Origin of the sequence: Paenibacillus sp. MZ04-78.2 (genome assembly GCF_024213375.1) — a bacterium.
Classification (GTDB): Bacteria; Bacillota; Bacilli; order Paenibacillales; family NBRC-103111; genus Paenibacillus_G.
In genome coordinates this window covers 1-19096 of sequence record NZ_JANAVJ010000008.1, presented here as the reverse complement: position 1 = coordinate 19096, position 19096 = coordinate 1, and the positions used below count along the sequence as shown (strand labels likewise).

Annotated in this window: 13 protein-coding genes; 11 read left to right on the top strand and 2 right to left on the bottom strand. The window is 48.2% G+C overall.

Translation table 11 applies throughout. From position 1 onward, the window contains the following. Positions 1-207: 207 nt before the first annotated feature. From NLX71_RS08510 to NLX71_RS08485, 6 genes are all read left to right on the top strand, one after another. Positions 208-1140, top strand: coding sequence for a S66 peptidase family protein (locus NLX71_RS08510; RefSeq protein ID WP_254363183.1), 933 nt, complete (start codon positions 208-210; stop codon positions 1138-1140). 266 nt (positions 1141-1406) lie between these two features. Continuing rightward, a complete protein-coding gene (locus NLX71_RS08505; RefSeq protein ID WP_254363181.1) occupies positions 1407-2303 on the top strand; it encodes a hypothetical protein in 897 nt (298 codons plus the stop codon). A gap of 94 nt (positions 2304-2397) precedes the next feature. Then, positions 2398-3141: an ABC transporter ATP-binding protein gene (locus tag NLX71_RS08500; RefSeq protein ID WP_254363179.1), complete on the top strand. Its 744-nt coding sequence runs from the start codon at positions 2398-2400 to the stop codon at positions 3139-3141. Continuing rightward, complete coding sequence (locus NLX71_RS08495) at positions 3134-3886, top strand: ABC transporter permease (RefSeq protein ID WP_254363177.1); 753 nt, start codon at positions 3134-3136, stop codon at positions 3884-3886. The genes NLX71_RS08500 and NLX71_RS08495 overlap by 8 nt, the downstream gene beginning before the upstream one ends. 12 nt (positions 3887-3898) lie before the next feature. Further along, the gene (locus NLX71_RS08490; RefSeq protein ID WP_254363175.1) at positions 3899-5380 is read left to right on the top strand and encodes a sensor histidine kinase; all 1482 of its coding nucleotides are present in this window, start codon (positions 3899-3901) and stop codon (positions 5378-5380) included. Between the two features lie 3 nt (positions 5381-5383). Then, positions 5384-6073: a response regulator transcription factor gene (locus NLX71_RS08485; protein ID WP_254363174.1), complete on the top strand. Its 690-nt coding sequence runs from the start codon at positions 5384-5386 to the stop codon at positions 6071-6073. A gap of 201 nt (positions 6074-6274) precedes the next feature. Here NLX71_RS08485 and NLX71_RS08480 read toward each other — a convergent pair whose 3' ends face one another. Beyond that, positions 6275-7180 (bottom strand): DMT family transporter, encoded by a 906-nt coding sequence (locus NLX71_RS08480; protein WP_254363172.1) that lies wholly within the window; start codon positions 7178-7180, stop codon positions 6275-6277. Positions 7181-7303: 123 nt separating this feature from the next. Here NLX71_RS08480 and NLX71_RS08475 point away from each other — a divergent pair, with 123 nt between their 5' ends. Then, on the top strand, positions 7304-8188 hold the full coding sequence (locus NLX71_RS08475) for a LysR family transcriptional regulator (RefSeq protein ID WP_254363171.1): 885 nt from the start codon (positions 7304-7306) through the stop codon (positions 8186-8188). Positions 8189-8496: 308 nt separating this feature from the next. Here the strand turns inward: NLX71_RS08475 and NLX71_RS08470 are convergent, their stop codons facing one another. Beyond that, positions 8497-8712, bottom strand: a complete 216-nt coding sequence (locus NLX71_RS08470) for a hypothetical protein (RefSeq protein WP_254363170.1) — start codon at positions 8710-8712, stop codon at positions 8497-8499. Positions 8713-9369: 657 nt separating this feature from the next. Between NLX71_RS08470 and NLX71_RS08465 the strand changes: the two genes are divergently transcribed. The 4 genes from NLX71_RS08465 (at position 9370) to NLX71_RS08450 (ending at position 18722) form a co-directional block, all read left to right on the top strand. After that, positions 9370-11031 carry an RHS repeat domain-containing protein gene (locus tag NLX71_RS08465; RefSeq protein WP_254363169.1) on the top strand — a complete coding sequence of 554 codons (1662 nt, stop codon included), beginning with the start codon at positions 9370-9372 and terminating at the stop codon, positions 11029-11031. Positions 11032-11483: 452 nt separating this feature from the next. Next, positions 11484-13628, top strand: coding sequence for a hypothetical protein (locus tag NLX71_RS08460; RefSeq protein ID WP_254363167.1), 2145 nt, complete (start codon positions 11484-11486; stop codon positions 13626-13628). A 26-nt stretch (positions 13629-13654) separates the two neighbouring features. Beyond that, complete coding sequence (locus tag NLX71_RS08455; RefSeq protein ID WP_254363164.1) at positions 13655-18238, top strand: RHS repeat domain-containing protein; 4584 nt, start codon at positions 13655-13657, stop codon at positions 18236-18238. Further along, positions 18222-18722: a hypothetical protein gene (locus NLX71_RS08450; protein WP_254363162.1), complete on the top strand. Its 501-nt coding sequence runs from the start codon at positions 18222-18224 to the stop codon at positions 18720-18722. Before NLX71_RS08455 ends, NLX71_RS08450 begins: the two co-directional genes overlap by 17 nt. Positions 18723-19096 lie beyond the last annotated feature (374 nt).

The following is a 19096-nucleotide window of genomic DNA, read 5'->3' as shown; positions in this document are numbered from 1 at the left end:
TCTTTATTGTAACGTATGACCCCGGGGTCTTGCCAGATGGATAGAGGAAGGTCAGGGGGGACCTGCGGGTTGTTTGTCGTTGGACGGATAGAGAACCGCTGATAAATCATTTTTATCCGCAGCGAAAAATAGGGATGCCGGGATATGTGCCCCCATATACTTGAAAAGACGGGAGTCGTACGACGCTTTGGGGAAGGAAGTGGGTATATGGCCATTAGACCGCCTGCGCTGCAAAGAGGCGATACCATCGGAGTCGTTGCCATGGGCAGTCCGCTGGAGGCCGATGTGATTGATGCGCGCGTTCAAGCGCTGAGAGGGATGGGGTTTCAGGTCGTGTTGGGTCGGTATGCGTATGCCCGTAACGGCTTTCTTGCCGGTACCGACGAAGAGCGCGCGTATGACTTGATGATGATGTTCGCCAATCCGCAGGTCAACATGATTCTTCCCACCCGCGGCGGCGTAGGGGTAGCTGGTATGCTTCCTTACCTCGATTTCGGCATCATCCGAAGCAATCCGAAAATTATTACCGGCTACAGCGACGTGACGTTTCTTCTGAACGCACTGTATTGCTATAGCGGGCTTATCACCTTTCACAGCCTCATGCTGATTGATTTCAAACCGGAAACCCCCGCGTATAATTTCGAACAGTTTTTTTCCGCCGTGTCGTCATTAGATTCTTACCGGCCCATTCTGAATCCGCCGAATGTTCCACTCGTCAGCCGCGTGCCGGGGAATGTCACCGGACCGATCGTCGGCGGCAATCTGACCTCCGTGGTCGATACGTTGGGTACGCCTTACGAGATCGATACTAGGGGAAAGGTGCTGTTTCTGGAAGAAACCCACGAGCCGGCCAACACGGTATACAGGTACCTGAATCATTTGAAGCTGGCCGGGAAATTCCAGGACTGTCTTGGCATCGTCATGGGCGAATGCACGGATTGTCCGGCCGCCTACGGCAAGTCCTATGAAAATGTGATCAGCGAATTCGTCGTTCCTCTCGGCAAGCCCCTGCTGACGAATCTCGCAACCGGACACGGTCACTATAAGGCCGCTATTCCTATCGGGTCGATGGTCAACCTGAATACGTTCAACAATACGCTAACTGTGCTTGAACCGGCGGTTAGCGTCAGGCACGCATAAAAGGCCGTATCCGTGTGATAGACCTGGCAAAATTGCCGGTGCCTTGTTAAATCGTAGTCGAGTCTTAGGCTCCGGATCAGAGCGATCCGGAGTTTTTCGTATTCCCGGCAGCGAATCGGGGCGCTTGGCGTCCGGTTAATAAAGTTTTAATGATTTGTTTAGAAACGGCTAATCTCCGTTTTCTAGAATGTTTAGCTCTTCCGGTTAGGATGGAACTATGGAAGCCGGAGATGCTTTCAGACCCCAATCCCAAGGAGGAAGAAACCATGAACAAACGAATCGCAATAACCGGAGTCAGCGCAGCCGTCGGAAGCCTGCTTCTGATCGGTTCCGCCTATGCGGGGCTAGGAGACGCCCCGGGGTACGACGCTTACAAGTCGGCCGTCAAGCAAACGTTCGCGGTACAAAATGTGACGAAGCAAATGAATGTGTCGGTGAAGGATAACGGAACGAAGCTGCTCGACGTGCAGTCGACCGTCAAAGACGATAAGGCGAAGAACGAAATGAGCGCGGAAATCAACCTGAGCGGCGGCGGAGCAAGTCAAGGAGTTAATCTGTACCGGCAGGATGGCAAGCAAATCGTCAAAGCGAGCGACAACGACGTTTACAACGTCATGGAAGGAAAACAATGGAAAGGGAAAGCAGGCGAACACCGGGGGCAAGCTCCTGATGGCATTAGCGCCGAAGTCGAGAATGTCGTCGACGCGTTGGTCGGCAATCTGAAGGATTATGTCACCTTGTCGCCGCAGGCGGATGGGACGAAGAACATCGCGATGCAGCTGAGCGGAAGTCAAATTCCGGCAGTGGCGAATGCGATCGGATCGCTTGTGGTGAAGCAGGCCGCAAACGCAGAGGGGCATCATAAAGGCGCTCAAGAGCCTTTCGGCGATAAGCTCCAAGGACTCCACGACAGCATGCCGAAGCTGACGCAGGACGTGAAGATCGACAAGTTCGATCTGGCGGCCAAAGTCAACGCGGACAACCGGATCGAGAAGCAGCAGATGACGCTGACGATCAGCGGTAAGGATGCGCAAGGCGTTTCCCACGAAGTCGTCGTTGCCGCCGATTTTGGCCTGTCCGACTTCAACGGCACAACGCCGGACCACATCGATCTGAACGGCAAGCAAGTGAAGACGCTTGATGTGAAAAAACACGAACAATAAGCGCGATTGCCGCAGCGGGACGAGGGGCGGCCTGACAGCCGTCCTTCGCCGTTCGTGCAAAAGCTTGAGCTTTGATGAATAAGGAGATGAGCCGATGGAAGCTGTCCTGGAGCTAAGCGGGTTGACCAAAATTTACGCCAATCGGCGCGGTGTGGAAAATATTACGCTGCAAGTGCAGCGCGGAGATATTTACGGATTTTTCGGGCCGAACGGAGCCGGCAAAACGACCGTGATGAAAATCATTGCCGGACTGTGCCGGGCGGACCGGGGACAGGTGCGCTTGTTCGGGCAAGATGCGGCCGCCGACTTCGTGAAAGCGATGAGCAGGGTGGGCGTGCTTATCGAAACGGCGGACGCTTACGATTACATGAGCGGCTACAAAAATTTGGAGCTCGCCGCCCGGTTTTACCCGCAGCTGCCCCGCAAGCGGATCGACGAGGTGCTGGAACTGGTCGGACTCGCCGCCTTCAAGCACGAGAAAGTGAGCCAATACTCGCTGGGCATGAAGCAGCGTTTGGGCATTGCCGCGGCGATCCTGTCTGAGCCAGAGCTGCTTATCCTGGATGAGCCGACGAACGGGCTCGATATCGAGGGCATGGTGGAGATGCGCGAATTGATCGCCCGGCTGGCCCGCGAGCAGCACATTACGTTTTTCTTATCCAGTCATCTGATTACGGAGATGGAGCAGTTGTGCAGCCGGATCGGCATTTTGTATAACGGAAGGCTGATTCGGGAAGATTTCGTAGCGGATATTGTCCGCGGCGCGAATCCGACGACACTGGAGAATTATTTTATGGAGCAAGTGCGCGAAGAAAGGAGAGCGGAAGTCCATGCCTAGTTTTTATGCGAATACGGTAAACGAGCTGGCAAAGCTGATGGCTCGGCGCAAAACGATTGTTTTTCTCGTCCTGACCGCCCTGATTTCGATGGCTGCGGCAGTTGCCGCCTCGCGGCTTCAATTCGGCTTCGGCGTAGCGGCGTTGGCCTCTGCGGATTTCCCGGTCGTCCTGCTTGGCTTTTACACCGCCGTCTACTTGCCGCTGCTGCTCTTCATGACGGCATCCGACATGTTCGCCGGGGAAGCGGGCGACAAGACGATGAAGCTGCTTTTAACGCGGCCGATCACCAGATTTCAAGCGTTCGCGTCCAAGCTGGCCGCCATGCTCGGGTATGCGGCGCTTCATCTGGCGATCGCCCTTGTCGTATCGGTGGCAAGCCTTCTGCTTGTGGGCGGCGGGGGCGCGGTTGCGCAGGGACTGGGCCGGACGGCCGCCGCTTATATCACGGCGCTGCTGCCTCTGTTCACGCTCGGACTGGGTGCGGCTTTTATCGCCCAATGGTTCAAAAACGGCAGTGGCGCGCTGACGGTCTGCATTCTGCTGTACGCTTCGGCGAAGCTTGGCGCTTACTTCGTGCCTGCGCTGGCGGTATACACCCCTGCGGCTTACACCGATTGGCATATGCTGTGGCTCGGAGCCTCGGTGGCGTCGGGCAAAATTTTGAACGTCTTTATGTTTCTGGCCGCTTGTTGTATATTGTTTTTTACAGGAGGCTATACCATCTTCGAGCGAAAACAATACTAGGAGACCGTAGCGATGTCCATCAAAGTCCGGTTGGTGCTGTCCTATTTCTTGATGCTTATCGTGCCGGTCGTGCTTGCCGGCGTCGCGTTTTTGATCATTGTTGCCGCTTTTTTCGGCAACGTTCAGTCGCTGTACGACGTCGATACGAAACATAATCCCGTCAAAGAAGTGATGGAGAAGGAAGCCGCCGTCAGTGCCGAATTAAAGCTCAAGACGACGGACGATCCGGATTCGCTGCTGAACCCGGCCGTAACGGCGCAATTCGAAGAGCGGCTTCGGCCGATCAATATGGGGCTGGTCGTACGGAAAATGGATAGCATCGTCTACGTGTCCGAGAAGCTGAACAAGCCGGAGCTGCTTGGCAAATTACCGCCATACGGAGCGGGGGAGTCGGATCTCAATGCCCGGCCGATGAAGGACCGGGGCCCATGGTTTTTATCGCGGCAGCACGATTTCCGTTTTAAGGACGGCAGTCCGGGGAGCGTCTTTATCGCGACGGACGTGAATTTTTTCGGCAAAATTTTCCGTACTTACACCTCGGCGTTTTTTATTTCGCTGCTCGTGATTCTGGTGTTGACCAACGGCTTGCTGACGTATTGGGTATCGCGCAGTGTGATTCGTCCGCTTCGTCAATTGCAGCGGGCGGCAGGCGAAATTCGCGAAGGCAATCTTGACTTTGAAGTCAAGCCGCAGGCGAAGGACGAGATCGGCGAGCTGGCGGCATCCTTCGAGCAGATGCGCCGGAGGCTGAAGCAATCCGTCGACGTGCAGCTCAGGTACGAAGAGAACCGCAAGGAGCTCATTTCCAACATTTCGCACGATCTGAAAACGCCGGTGACCGCCATTAAAGGCTATGTCGAAGGCATTATGGACGGCGTATCGAATTCGCCGGACAAGCTGGACAAATACTTGAAGACGATTTATGCCAAAGCCGTTCAGATGGATCATCTGATCGACGAGCTGTTTTTGTTTTCCAAGCTGGATCTGGGAAAGCTGCCGTTTCATTTTGAACCGGTGAACTTGAACGATTTTTTGCAGGATTGCACCCTTGACATGCAGCTGCACGCCGATATTGAAAAGAAAGGCGTCACGCTTCGGTTCGACGCCCCCATGGCGCAAGCTCCGGTGTGGGTCACGGCCGACCGGGAGAAGCTGAAGCGGGTGCTGGTCAATTTGATCGGCAACGCCATCAAATATATGGACAAGGATGAGGGACTCATTACGCTTCGGATGCGGTTCGACGGCGAACGGGTCATCGTGGAAGTAAGGGACAACGGACAAGGCATTCCGCCGGAGGCGCTGCCGCATATTTTCGACCGGTTTTACCGGGCGGACCCGTCGCGGAACAGCGGCACTGGAGGCAGCGGGCTGGGCCTTGCTATTGCGAAGCATATTATCGAGGAGCACGGCGGCGACATTCAGGCCAAAAGTACGCTAGGCGAAGGCACGAGCATTTATTTTACGCTCCATCAAACTACGGGCGGCGGGGATTGAGCGATGAAAAACATTTTAATTATCGAGGACGAAACGAGCATTGCCGAGCTGGAAAGGGATTACTTGGAGATCAACGGGTATCGGGTCGATATGGAGCACAGCGGCGACGAAGGGCTGAAGAAGGCGCTCACGGGGAATTACGATCTGATCATTCTCGATCTGATGCTGCCCAAAGTGGACGGCTTCGAGATATGCCGGAAAATCCGCGACAAGCACGATATCCCGATTCTGATGGTATCCGCGAAAAAGGAAGAGATCGACAAAATCCGCGGCCTGGGCCTCGGCGCCGACGATTACATCATCAAGCCGTTCAGTCCGGGCGAGCTGGTCGCCCGTGTGAAGGCGCATTTGTCGCGATACGAGCGGCTGCTCGGCAGCCGGGCTCCGCAGGCGGAGGAAATCCGCATCCGCGGCCTCCTCATCGACAAGTCGTCCCGCCGCGTGTTCGTGAACAACCAGGAAGTGACGTTTACGACCCGAGAGTTCGATCTGCTGACGTTTCTCGCTTCCAACCCGAACCGCGTGTTCAGCAAGGACCAACTGTTTGAGCACATCTGGGGCTACGATTCGGTCGGCGATATCGCGACCGTCACCGTCCACATCCACAAGCTGCGGGATAAAATCGAGCAGGACCCGTCCAATCCGCAGTATATTGATACGATCTGGGGCGCGGGGTACCGGTTTAAGATTTGAGGCGAAGTGAACAAGATCCCGCACATGCTCTGAAAAGGAGCAGGCGGGATCTTGTTGTTTGCTGGACGGGAGTACGCGAGGCTGCTTTCATGAGGCTGAACGTCTGCTATGCAGCTTCGTAACACCGCGGATGTCTTATTTTTCAAAACGCAGGCATTGGCTTATCGTTAAAGCATCGGTGTTCCTCTATATCTTTCAAAGCTATTTGCTTAACGGACGGTGCTTCTTGACGGCGAGCCGCTTCCCGTCGAGCAGCTTCTTCACATCGGTCTGTGCGAGAAACACGCTGAGCAGCAGCAGCGCCGCGCCGACGTATCCTCTGGACGTCAACATTTCCCCTGCAAAAACAAAAGCGAAGATCGCGGCGAACAACGGCTCCGTTCCGAAAATCAGCGCCGTGCGCGTAGGCGAGGCGTACTTTTGCGCGGAACCCTGTAGAACGAAGGCGACGGCGCTGCATAAGACGCTCAGTCCGAGAATGGACCACCACGCGTCGAACGTATCCGGCAGCTTCGGCGTCTCCATCAGGAAGGAGAAGGACAGCGCCCACAGCCCGGCAAACCCGAGCTGTAGCACGCCGAGGGCGATCGCGTCCCCCTGTTTTACGAACGAGCCCGTCACGAGCATATGCACGGCGAACAGCAGCGAGCCGAGCATGCAGTACATATCCCCTTGATTGATCGTCAGCGACGAGGTCAGCGTCAGCAGGCCGATCCCGACGATGGCGAGTCCGATGCACAGAAGCAAGCGCGCCTCCGGTTTTTTCCTCAGGAAAAGAATCGACAATATCGGAACGAAGATCACCGAAAGACCGACGAGAAAGCCCGCGTTCGAAGCGGAGGTCGACCGGACCCCGAAGGTGATGAACACGAAGCTGAGAAACAAGATCGAGCCTAGCACAAAAGAGGAGCTCAACGTCGACCAATCGGCGCTCCGGACGCGCTTATGAAAGACAAGCGCCGACAATAGAAATGCAATCAGCAGGCGCAAAGCAATTAGATTAAATGTGTCCAACGATTGCAACCCGACTTTGGTGAACAAATACGAGGACGCCCACAGCATCGTCGCTCCCAGCATCATCAAATCCGCTTTAATTTCCGTTCTCATCTGTCTGGCTCCCAACGCGATATGTATTTACACAACGATTAGTATAACGGTACACTATGAATAAGAAAAATGAATGTTTATCATATGTTAAGTGAAATTTTTTCATGAAAAGGAAGACGATCCATGTCATTGGCCAAATACGAAGTATTCAGCACGGTTGTCGAGCTGGGTAGCCTGACCCGGACGGCCGAGAAGCTCGGACTGACCCAATCGGCGGTCAGCCATGCCATCGCCAGTCTGGAGTCCGAGTGGGGCTTTGCCCTGCTGACCCGGGGACGCGCCGGGACCGGTCTGACGCCGAACGGCGCGCGCGTGCTAAAGCATGTCCGGGACATTCTCCAGCGAAGCGAGCTGCTCAAGCAGGAGGTCGCTTCGATTCAAGGGCTGGAGACTGGAACGGTGCGGATCGGCACCTTCACAAGCATTTCCACCCAATGGCTGCCCGGCATCATGAAGCGGTTCCAGGCGGAGCACCCGACCATCGAGATCAAGCTGCTGGAAGGCGATTACGACGAAATTAACGATTGGATTACGAGTGGTGCGGTCGATTTCGGCTTTCTCTCGTTAACGGCGGCCCGTCCTTTGGACATCATCCCGCTGACCAACGACAACCTGCTCTGCATCGTGCCGGACGAGTCCCCTTACCGCGAGATGACCGTCATGTCGCTTGCTCAGCTGCAAGCGGAGCCGTTCATTATGCCGAAGTGGGGCAAGGAAAGCGACCTGCTGCGCATTATCAAAATCAACCGTCTGTCGCTGAACATCAAATACGAAGTGCTGGAAGATCAAGCGATCATGGCGATGGTGAAAAACGGGCTCGGGATCAGCATTTTGCCGGCGATGGTGCTCTATGAGGCGCTGGACGGCATTCACATGATCGGTCTCGAAGGCGACCCTTATCGCACGATCGTGCTCGCGGCCGTATCCTTCAAGCACCTTTCCCCGGCTGCGCAAAAGTTCAAAAAGCATATTACAGCATGGCTGGGTGAGCAGCACGTATCGCTTTGACGTCACGGACCCGCATGCCGAACGAAAGGCGGGGTTGAGGGCGCAGACGGCGGTGTCGGCCGTGGTCACAGACGAGGCAGTGGTGAAGGTGGAGGCCCACGACGGCGTGCTGACGTTCGGGGCGGAAGGCGGGCGGACGTACGTACATGATGAAAGGATATAGGACGTGTTGCTGCTGAAGCGAAGGGAAGATGGTCAACCGCAAGACATCATACATAGTAAAGGGCAAGGGACGAATTCCGGAATCGCGGGAAGCGTACCTTGCCCTTTTCGTTTCACTGGAGCCGATTCGTCGTACAGGCATCGTGCTAAGCGTAAGCCTTGCCTTTGGTCAGGATGCACGGAATCCCGTTGCCGACGGCACCCGGCTGGGACATTTTCTCGAGATACCGCAGTCCGCGCTCGCATTTGCGGCAGCGGGCGCACACGTCCGAGGTCACCACCTTCATGTTGAACTTGGTTTTGTCGATGGACGACGCCGGGACTTTCTTTTTGGCAGTTTTCGCTTTGCTCACAGTCTTCATCTCCCGCGGCTTGGATGATGCATTCTATGAACAGCCCGACCGTTTTGTCACCGCGCCGACAGGTGAAGGGAATATTATTATTTTTTACATACTCCGCTATATACAGACACTATCTGACAAAGGTATAATTTAACACGGGAAATATTAGTAAGAAAGTCCTGTAGAATTTATATCAGACATATGGAGGAAATCTCTTCATGGACATGGAACGGATTTGATCTCGGAGTGGATCCGAATGTGACTTATACCTGGAGCTTTGATGCTTATATTTCCCCTCATGTGAACCTTGCGGAAACGGGGAGTACATTTATTGCTCTCGGAAGGAGGGTTCGGTGGCGCCTTGTTATATTATGATAATACAAAAAAAAGGGTATGGCAGCATTTCGAATACACGGGTAAACCAACTTCAAGTGTGGACAGATTACTGCAAAGATTAAAGGGAATACGATAGTAATGGGAATATGGTTGGTAAAGAGGTTATTTTACCGTAATAATGACAACTGAGAATGAGTTGATGCAATTGCTTAAATCCAACCGTAAAATTGAAATAGACGCATGGGCAAATTTGGAAATAATATGCGGTTATGTGAAGCTGTAGCAGGGAAAAGGGGTCTGAGACATAGATTTTGTTGATAATGTTGAGGGGAGTTCTGAAAAGTGGCATCACACATAAACAATAACTTCATATTAATTGTATTATTATACGTCGGAAATTTACAAAGAGTATTTTTTATACCTTTTATAAGTATTTGTATGTTTTCGGCATTATCAACTATTGGTTATGCAAATTCTTCCGTACTTGTAAGTCACGGTAGTCAGGGGCTTGTTACAGCAGCATCCATTTCCAACGGACTGAATGAGAATATATATGATGTTGAATCCTTTGAACGAGGAAGCTATGCAGGAACAAACTATACAGCAGAAGCAGGGACCATAACCAATGATCCGCAGAAGGTAATAACGGGGCAATACTCCGCCTACCTAGCCTCCCAACCTACACAGGAATGGAGAGATATTGCATATTCAGATACTAACAAGATCCGTTTTGAGAAAAATACAACGTATTCCGTGACATTTTCTTACAAATCAATCGTAGATCCAGTGAAAGCAAATAACGGCTACTTTTACTTTGTAGCTAGAGGAGTAGGATCGGATTATACGAGTGATAAAGGATGGACGGAATGGAATGATCAAGCAGGCAAGATAGGAACGAAAACGATCGTATTCACGACTGGAGATAAGGAGAATTATTTCCTGATCTGGGGCATTCATAACGGTGGTGCTTTATCTTTGGATGATATTTATATCGAAAAACGAAGTGAATCCTTTGAACGAGGAAGCTATGCAGGAACAAACTATACAGCAGGAGCAGGGACCATAACCAATGATCCGCAGAAGGTAATAACGGGGCAATACTCCGCCTACCTAGCCTCCCAACCTACACAGGAATGGAGAGATATTGCATATTCAGATACTAACAAGATCCGTTTTGAGAAAAATACAACGTATTCCGTGACATTTTCTTACAAATCAATCGTAGATCCAGTGAAAGCAAATAACGGCTACTTTTACTTTGTAGCTAGAGGAGTAGGATCGGATCATACGAGTGATAAAGGATGGACGGAATGGAATGATCAAGCAGGCAAGATAGGAACGAAAACGATCGTATTCACGACTGGAGATAAGGAGAATTATTTCCTGATCTGGGGCATTCATAACGGTGGTGCTTTATCTTTGGATGATATTTATATCGAAAAACGAAGTGAATCCTTTGAACGAGGAAGCTATGCAGGAACAAACTATACAGCAGGAGCAGGGACCATAACCAATGATCCGCAGAAGGTAATAACGGGGCAATACTCCGCCTACCTAGCCTCCCAACCTACACAGGAATGGAAAGACATTGCATATTCAGATACTAACAAGATCCGTTTTGAGAAAAATACAACGTATTCCGTGACATTTTCTTACAAATCAATCGTAAATCCAGTAAAAGCAAATAACGGCTACTTTTACTTTGTAGCTAGAGGAGTAGGATCGGATTATACGAGTGATAAGGGATGGACGGAATGGAATGACCAAGCAGGCAAGATAGGAACGAAAACGATCGTATTCACGACTGGAGATAAGGAGAATTATTTCCTGATCTGGGGCATTCATAACGGTGGTGCTTTATCTTTGGATGATATTGTAATTGAAAAAAATAAGTATCAGTATGACCAAAATGGACGTTTAATTAAATTTATTTCACCGAATCAAAGAGAAATCAGATATGACTACGATCTCAATGGGAATATAATTCGTCGTAGAGTGGAATAGAAAGAATTATATAAATATCTATATATAGAATTATTAGAATTACAAATACGACACGAATGGAAGATTATTAGAGATGCAAAAAAATAATCGCAGAATTCCTGTTACAAAAATCAAGAGATTTACCGGTACCCGACTGCTTTTGCACCCATGGTACTGCAAGGCTGGATTCGGTGGGGATTTCGCTGTCGACTCACTCCGATGATCGAAGTGGCTAAAATGCTCACCTCAAATTGGTGATAAGAGGAATTTCGCAATAATACGTATCTCAACCCGCCTTCTATAGCATAAGCCTTTTGTAACCAAAAGAAGAAAAATTAGCGTAATCCTTTAGAAGATTGGCACTTCTTTTTTTACAAAAATCGCTATATACATACACCATTTGTAAAAGGTATAATTTAACATAGAAAATATTTCAAGTCCAACATCTGAGAAGAACGTATAGGGAGGTAGTCATGCCAAAAAGGGTCGTGTCGTTTTTACTATGCTTCATGTTGATGATAGCATGCTCTTTACCATTAATATCGGCACACGGAGAAACAAAATATCAATACGATACGAAAGGGCAACTGGTAGAAAAAGTTGATTCGGAAGGTGGCATCGAGTATCAATATGATCAACAAGGTAATCTTGTCAGAAAAAATAAAACAAATAACCTCTTAATGAATCCAAGCTTCGATATGAACACCGGAAATAATAGAGTTGCTGATAAGTGGGGGAAAGAAATATGGTCGGCGGAAGAGTCCGATTTTCATGTAGTTCCTCTTACAACTGCTTCAAATCTGCAGAAGATCAGCGGTTCCCGCATAAAAAATAACGGAATCGTTGCAGTGAGTCAAGTAGTAAGTGTATCACCTAACAAATCTTTTCATGTGAGTGGAAGATTTAATATTGAACAGCTGTCTAATGCCAAAGTTCAGTTATATGTCGATTTTTATAATGATTCTGGTTTGACTGGAACGGCTAGCGTTGTCGAAACTCGAAATGTAACAAATGGAGGATATGTAACCCTCTCGGCTAATGGCGTAATTCCGTCGAATACGCTATACGCTAAAGTTTATCTAATTATTCGTGGCATATCGGATGGCGCATCCGGGACGATGCATGTTGATATGACGAATTTCAGTTATGATTCGGATGGGAATTTGCTTTCCAACGGAAGTTTCGACAAGTCAACCCAAAACAGTGGAGTTGCGGACGGATGGGGAAAATCCATATGGAGCACAAATACCTCCGATTTTGAATTAATCCGACTCCCCTCCGGGGCACGAGTTCAGAAGGTAACCGGCACAGGAATAGCCAATAATGGCACTACCGGAGTGAGTCAGCTTGTGGCGGTGGAGCCGGGAAAACCGTTTCAAGTCAGTGGAAGTATGAATATTGAACAGCTCTCTAATGCCAAAATCCAACTCTATGTGGATTTTAGTGGCCCTAACGGATTTATTGGAGCTAGTGTGACTGAAAGCAATGTCAATACTCGCGGTGGCTATATCACACTATCATCGAATGGCACCGTTCCGCCCAATACCCAATACGCACTGGTCTATGCCCTTATTCGTGGAACATCCGACGGCGCATCCGGGACGATGTATGTTGACATGATGAATTTCAAGTACGAAGCGGAGCCTAATCTCTTTGCTAATGGAAGCTTCGATACATCGACCCAATATAATGGAACAGCGGATGGGTGGGGCCAATCCGTATGGAGCGCCCGGACTTCTAATTTTGGGTTAATTCGTTCGGCATCCGGGGCACGGGTTCAAAAAATAACGGGATCTGGAATAGAGAACAACGCAGCAGTTGGGGTAAGCCAAGCCGTAAAGGTAGACCCGGATAAGCCGTTTCAAGTCAGTGGAAGATTTAATATTGAACAGCTTGCCAATGCGAAAGTCCAGTTATACGTTGATTTCTTCAATGCAACCGGTGGTTTCATCGGGGCAAGTATTACTGAAAGCAACGCTTTGACAAACGGGGAATTTGTTACTTTTTCATCCCATGGAATCATTCCGTCCAACACCGTCTATGCGGTTGTACAAGCTCTTGTACGTGGTACTTCGGCTGAAGCTTCCGGGACGATATACGTCGATATGATGAATCTTAACTACGCTGCAGAAGGCGATCTCGTAACCAATGGAAAGTTTGAAGTTTATACCCAAAATGATGGAGTGGCGGATGGCTGGGGCAAATCAATCTGGGGTGCAGCTAACCCTAATTTTGAGCTAATACGGATCACATCCGGATCACGTGTACAGAAGGTTGCGGGAACTGGCATAGCCAATCATGGGATAGTTGGCGTAAGCCAAGTCGTGAAAGTTGAACCGGGAAAAGCTGTAAATGTAAGCGGAAGCTTCAATGTGGAACAATTGATTAACGCCAAGGTTCAGTTATATGTCGATTACTTCAACGGAACCGAGTTTGTGGGAGCAACGGTGACGGAGAGCAGTTCTCTTACAAACGGTGGGTATGTTCCTTTGGTGACCAGTGGTGTGGTTCCTCGGAATGCCACGCATGCTCGAGTCTATGCCTTGCTCAGGAGTGTGGCGGATAATGCTTCAGGTACCATGTATGTAGATTCGGTTGGGTTAAAGTATGTAAAGTAATATCTATCATTCAGTTGGAGGTTCATATGAAAAAACTTATCTCATCCTTACTAAGCGTGGTCCTATTCTTGTCTCTAATCACACCTACGGTTGCCGCAGAGCAAGATGTCTTGGGCTTACTCCTTACAGGCTTTAAGAGCGATAGGTCCAAAGGCAGTTCACTGACGAATACTTCATCATTAAACGGAGTTTTAAGTGATAAGATTATTGGTTCAGCCATCGGCGCTATCAATTCTATAGCAAGTATTACAGACTCCGTATATGGTTCGGTGTACAATTCCGTTTATAAAAATAGAATGAAGAGATCATTGGCCTCGAAACCGATTGTTGAGCCGGTGAATCTTACGCCGAACGACGCTCCGTATCAGATTAATTCGGAATACGACTCGGTTTCTACCATATCCGGTGACCTTTCTGTGCGCACGACAGATATGACAATTAGGGGAAGAAATGGATTATCATTTTCCTTAACAAGACAATATAGTGCAATGGACTCGAGGATGTATGAAGGAAGAAAACAAGATGATTTCTTAGGTAAGGGATGGAGTTGGGACTTGCCTAAATTCGATAATACTCTTGTTTTGAGTGATCGATTGGGGAAAGGATCATACGGGATAGGGGCAACAGACGCTTACAGCAGACTAACTCAACTCCATGGGTATCCTTGGCAGGATTTAATCGTAAAATCCGGATCGGGCCTAATTGGACACGAAAAAAGACACTCCGTACGTAATCTTGAAGGAATGACTTATTATTTTTCAAATTATGTTGATGGTAATTTGGTCCAGATTACTGATGCATATAATAATGAAATCAATTTTACATACAAGTATACAGAAAATATCGGTGATAGATTGGAAAGTATTTCGACAGAGGGAGAAAGGATCGATATTGAGTATGATTCCTCTGGTATAACCTTAACGAAAGGAGACCAAAAGGTAAAGTATATTCAAACCTCCATAGAGGGGAAAAAACAATTATCTAAAGTTATTGATGCTTCGGGAAGGGTTACGTCCTATGAGTATACTAACAAGCCTAGTTACAGAGAAGACTACGAAAATAACTACTATGTATTACTATCTAGGGTTACGCATCCTACAGGGGCAAGCAGCATATATACTTACGAAGATCAGCGCGCGTACAGTTGCTCTCGCTCTCATATTACTGATGTATACCGTATTAAGGAGAAATCAATAGAGGCCAGACAGGCGGACGGTTCTTTGAAAAAATTAAAACAGGAAAAATTTAATTATGAAGGGTATTTAGGGGATTCCTGCCATAGAAGTTTTAATTATTATGTTTACCACGATGATGGTTTAATAACAACGAAGTATACAATTAAGAAGGAAATTGATAACGAAAATTGGAGTCTTCCTTTCTTCTATTATCAAACGAACATCACCAAAACATCAGTCAGAGACGGCGTGACATACATCATCTCAACGGATCAACAATATGACGAGGCACGGCATCTTCCATATCCCTACAAAGTGACCACCACCTATACGGCTCAGGGGCAATCATATACAACAAGCACGTCCCGGGAATTTGACGTCTATGGCAACGTATTGTGGTCGACCGATCCTATGGGAGTTACAACGAACTACGATTACGACCCGAACACGCACTTGCTTAGCAGTATAACGCAGCCGATCTATAACAATCAGAAGCGGTATACGCTGCTTGAGCGCAATGAGCAGAGGAAACTCACCAAGGAAAAGATATTTGAAGATGGACTTGCTAGAAAGCAGCTGTCGGAGACGCGCTATGAAGACTTCGATCCGTACGGCAACCCGCGCAAAATCATAACAAAATCCGGGGACGCCAAAGAAACCGAAACGCTCGTGGAATACGACTCCAAATACCACAGCCGGTTTCCGACCAAAACGACAACGGATGTGACCAATGTCGATGGAGCGATAACAAAGATTACGCAGAAATATGAGTATAATTCGACGCTTGGAAAAGTAACGAAAATTACTGACGGCAAAGGCAATGCGACAGATTATGACTATGACAAGCTGGGCCGGGTAACGAAAGCAACCAATCCGGATGCTAGCGTCGTCAACCTGCAATATAACGATGCGAAAAATTCAATTTTGATCACGGACGAGGAAGGCGTAAAAACGTATACGCAATGGAACCCGATCGGCTGGAAGATCGCAACGGGTGTGAGCGAGCAGGATATTAGAAGCAGATTCGACTACGATTCATACGGTCGCTTGGAATGGAGTGAAGATGCCAAGGGAAACCGGACTTCGTTCGGCTACGACCAATGGAGCCGCCAAAATAGAGTCACGTACCCGGACGGTTCGTCAGCTACGGTGGAATATAACGATATTCAGCGTACGAAGGTATCGACCGATGCTGAAGGCTACAAAGTGACGGAGACATTAGATAAGTTAGACCGGACGATTAAGAATGAGGAAACGAAAAAAGTCAACGGGCAGCCCGTGGTCCAAACATTGGGTACGTTTATCTACGACGCGGCCGGTAAAGTCCGCGAAAGCACGGACGGCAACAATAATAAGACGAAGTTTGATTATGATGCCCTGGGGCGCTTGACGGGAGTCACCAATGCGAAGAACGAGTTTACGAAGTATGAATATACTTCAAAAGACCGTTTGAATTTGTTCAAAATTGTGTTCCCGGACAACACGGAAAGGTCCAAGAAATATGACGAGCTGGGTCGTACGATTCAGACGATCGCACCCGATCAGGCGGTAGAAAAGTTTTATTATGATGAGAATAATAACTTACGGACGTATGTAGACCGTAAAGGTCAAGTGACAACGAACGATTACGATAAACGCAATAAGCTCATCAGCAGTGCTTTAGGAAACGAAACGATAAGTTATGGTTACGATGCGGCTGGAAAACGTAAGGTCATGCAAGACAACACAGGTACCACGAACTATCACTATAACAAGCTTGGACAATTGGACATTCTCACGTATCCAGACGGGAGGACGATCCAATACTCGTATGATGATAGGCAAGGAAATCGAGAGACGATGACCGATCCGTTTGGCAATGTTACGGTGTACGGGTATGATAACCGTAATCGGCTGACAGGCGTAGGTCCAAAACTCAACGACTGGGATGCCACGTACAAGTATAAACACAACAATTTATTGGAAGCCATCGTGCAGCGCAATGGAGTGAACGGGACTTATACGTATGAAGGATTGAATCTGACCAGACTGTCCCAAGATAAGCAGGGAGCGGCTCTCAATACCTTTGCCTACGTCTATGACAACAACCGCAATCAGACGAGCAAGACAGAGAACGGAACGCGGCATGAATTTAGCTATGACCCGCTAAACCGGATCGGAACATCAAGCCAGTTTGGCGAACAGTACACGTACGATTCCCGCGGCAACCGTCAAACGATGCAGAGCAGTAATAGTCCGAACCTGAGTGGAGCAAGTTACCGGTACGACGAGCGGAACCGGCTCGTTCATGTGACAACCGATGACGGGAAGAACGTATCGTACCGTTATAACGGGGACGGGCTATTGTACGAGCGGACAGAGAACGGGCAGACGGTTCGTTATTATTATGACGGAGCGAATGTGATTGCCGAGGGGACAGTAACGAACGGTTCAGCCGCGTTAAAAGCTCGGTACATTCGTGGAAACGGACTGGCAGCACGTGCAGATGCAGATGCAGGTGGGAATAAGACGTATTATCTTCAAAATGGTCATGGAGATGTTGTAGGGCTAACCGATGGCAGCGGAAATATCTTGAACCAGTATACGTATGATATATGGGGAAATCCGTTGACCGCTAAGGAGCAAGTGCCGCAGCCATTCCGCTATAGCGGAGAGTTTTGGGACAACAGCACGCACCTTCAATATTTGCGGGCAAGATGGTATGATCCGAGTGCAGGCCGGTTTATGAATCAGGATACGTATGAAGGGGATATAAGCAATCCGCTGAGTTTGAACCTTTATACGTATGTGGCTAATAATCCTTTGAAACATGTTGATCCATCTGGGCACAAGTGGATAAGTTACAATCAAGCGACATATCTTGCCAATACTGCCGCTATAAGTGAAGGGAACTATGATTGGGCATTAGGATACATCAAGGATAATTCATTTTTAGACGATAATGAAGCAAGATATCTCTTGAATTTGGCAATGATTGATGACGGAGATGGTGCTTGGGCAAGAAAAAGGATAAAAATTGAATCAAAAGCAGACTGGGTACTTGGTGCAAATCGTGCAATTAATGAAAATATAGAAAATTCGTCAGAAGAAGCTAAATTTATGGGTGAAGTGGGACCATTATTGGGTGGCATGGGTTACTTTGGTGCTAATGGCACTCAAGTTACAAGTAAAACACTGTGGAAAGATAAGGGTACTAAGGCACGAATTGATGTAGAAAACCCAAATCCAGGTCAACGACCAGGGCAGATTCATTACCAGGATGAAAACAATACTAAATATTTATTTAGCCCTGAGAAGGGTAAGTTTGTTGATTCAAGTGGTAATATTGCACCTAGGGGTGTTAATGATATGCTCAAGAATACTGATTTTGTAAAGAAATTAAATGTTGGATTAGAAAAATATCTAGGAGAGAGTCCATATGACCCAAAGAAATGAGGTGAATACCATCGTACGTACAAACAAGAAAATGAAGGAATATCTTGAAATTTTAAATTCTAGTGATCGTAAATGTGTAAATTTCACGGATGAATTATCATCCTTAGAGTTTATGGAATGGGATGGATGTATTTTAGTAAAGCAAAACACCAGTAGTATCTTGCCGGATCAATTTATTCCTAACCAATTTTTCCAAGATAGAACGGGGTTTGAGGCTAGTTATAATCATATACATTTGAACGATTATTATGAAGAAATAGCTGAGAATAATCCAATAGAATTATTGCAAATTGCGATTATGACTTTAGGGCAATGGGAAAAATATTTCAAGAGTAATTTTCCGCACAAAAAGTTTTCTACGATAATTTCATTTGATGGAGAGGATTGTATTATTCGATTTATTACAGAAAGGTTGTATGAACCTAGTTGGATTGCGGATAACATTAATAGCTATAATGAAGCACTATTGATTTCGACAGTCTAGGTCCGATGCTCCACAATGCGACTAACCCTCGCGTTGTGGTTTTTCTTTTTTTCGCCGCCGCGGCGGCTTCTCAAAAGACCCCACCCAGTGCCGAATGAATTCTTTTATCGTATACAAAAGAACTTAACCCTCGTAACCCACATTTCGCAGGTGAAACTGCGCGAAAATCAAATTTATTGAAGGGAAATCACCAACTTCCAGAGAATGTAAGGGTATAGTTTTTTCTCTGGAGGCGATCACGTGAATACTCCGCTTAAAACGTATTCGTATACTTCGGGCCCCGCCGTGTTGGTGGACCGACTTTGTCGTGAAATCGAGTTTGAGCAGACTTTGAATGAGCTGCTTCCATGGGATGCGAGCCGCTGCAAGCTGTC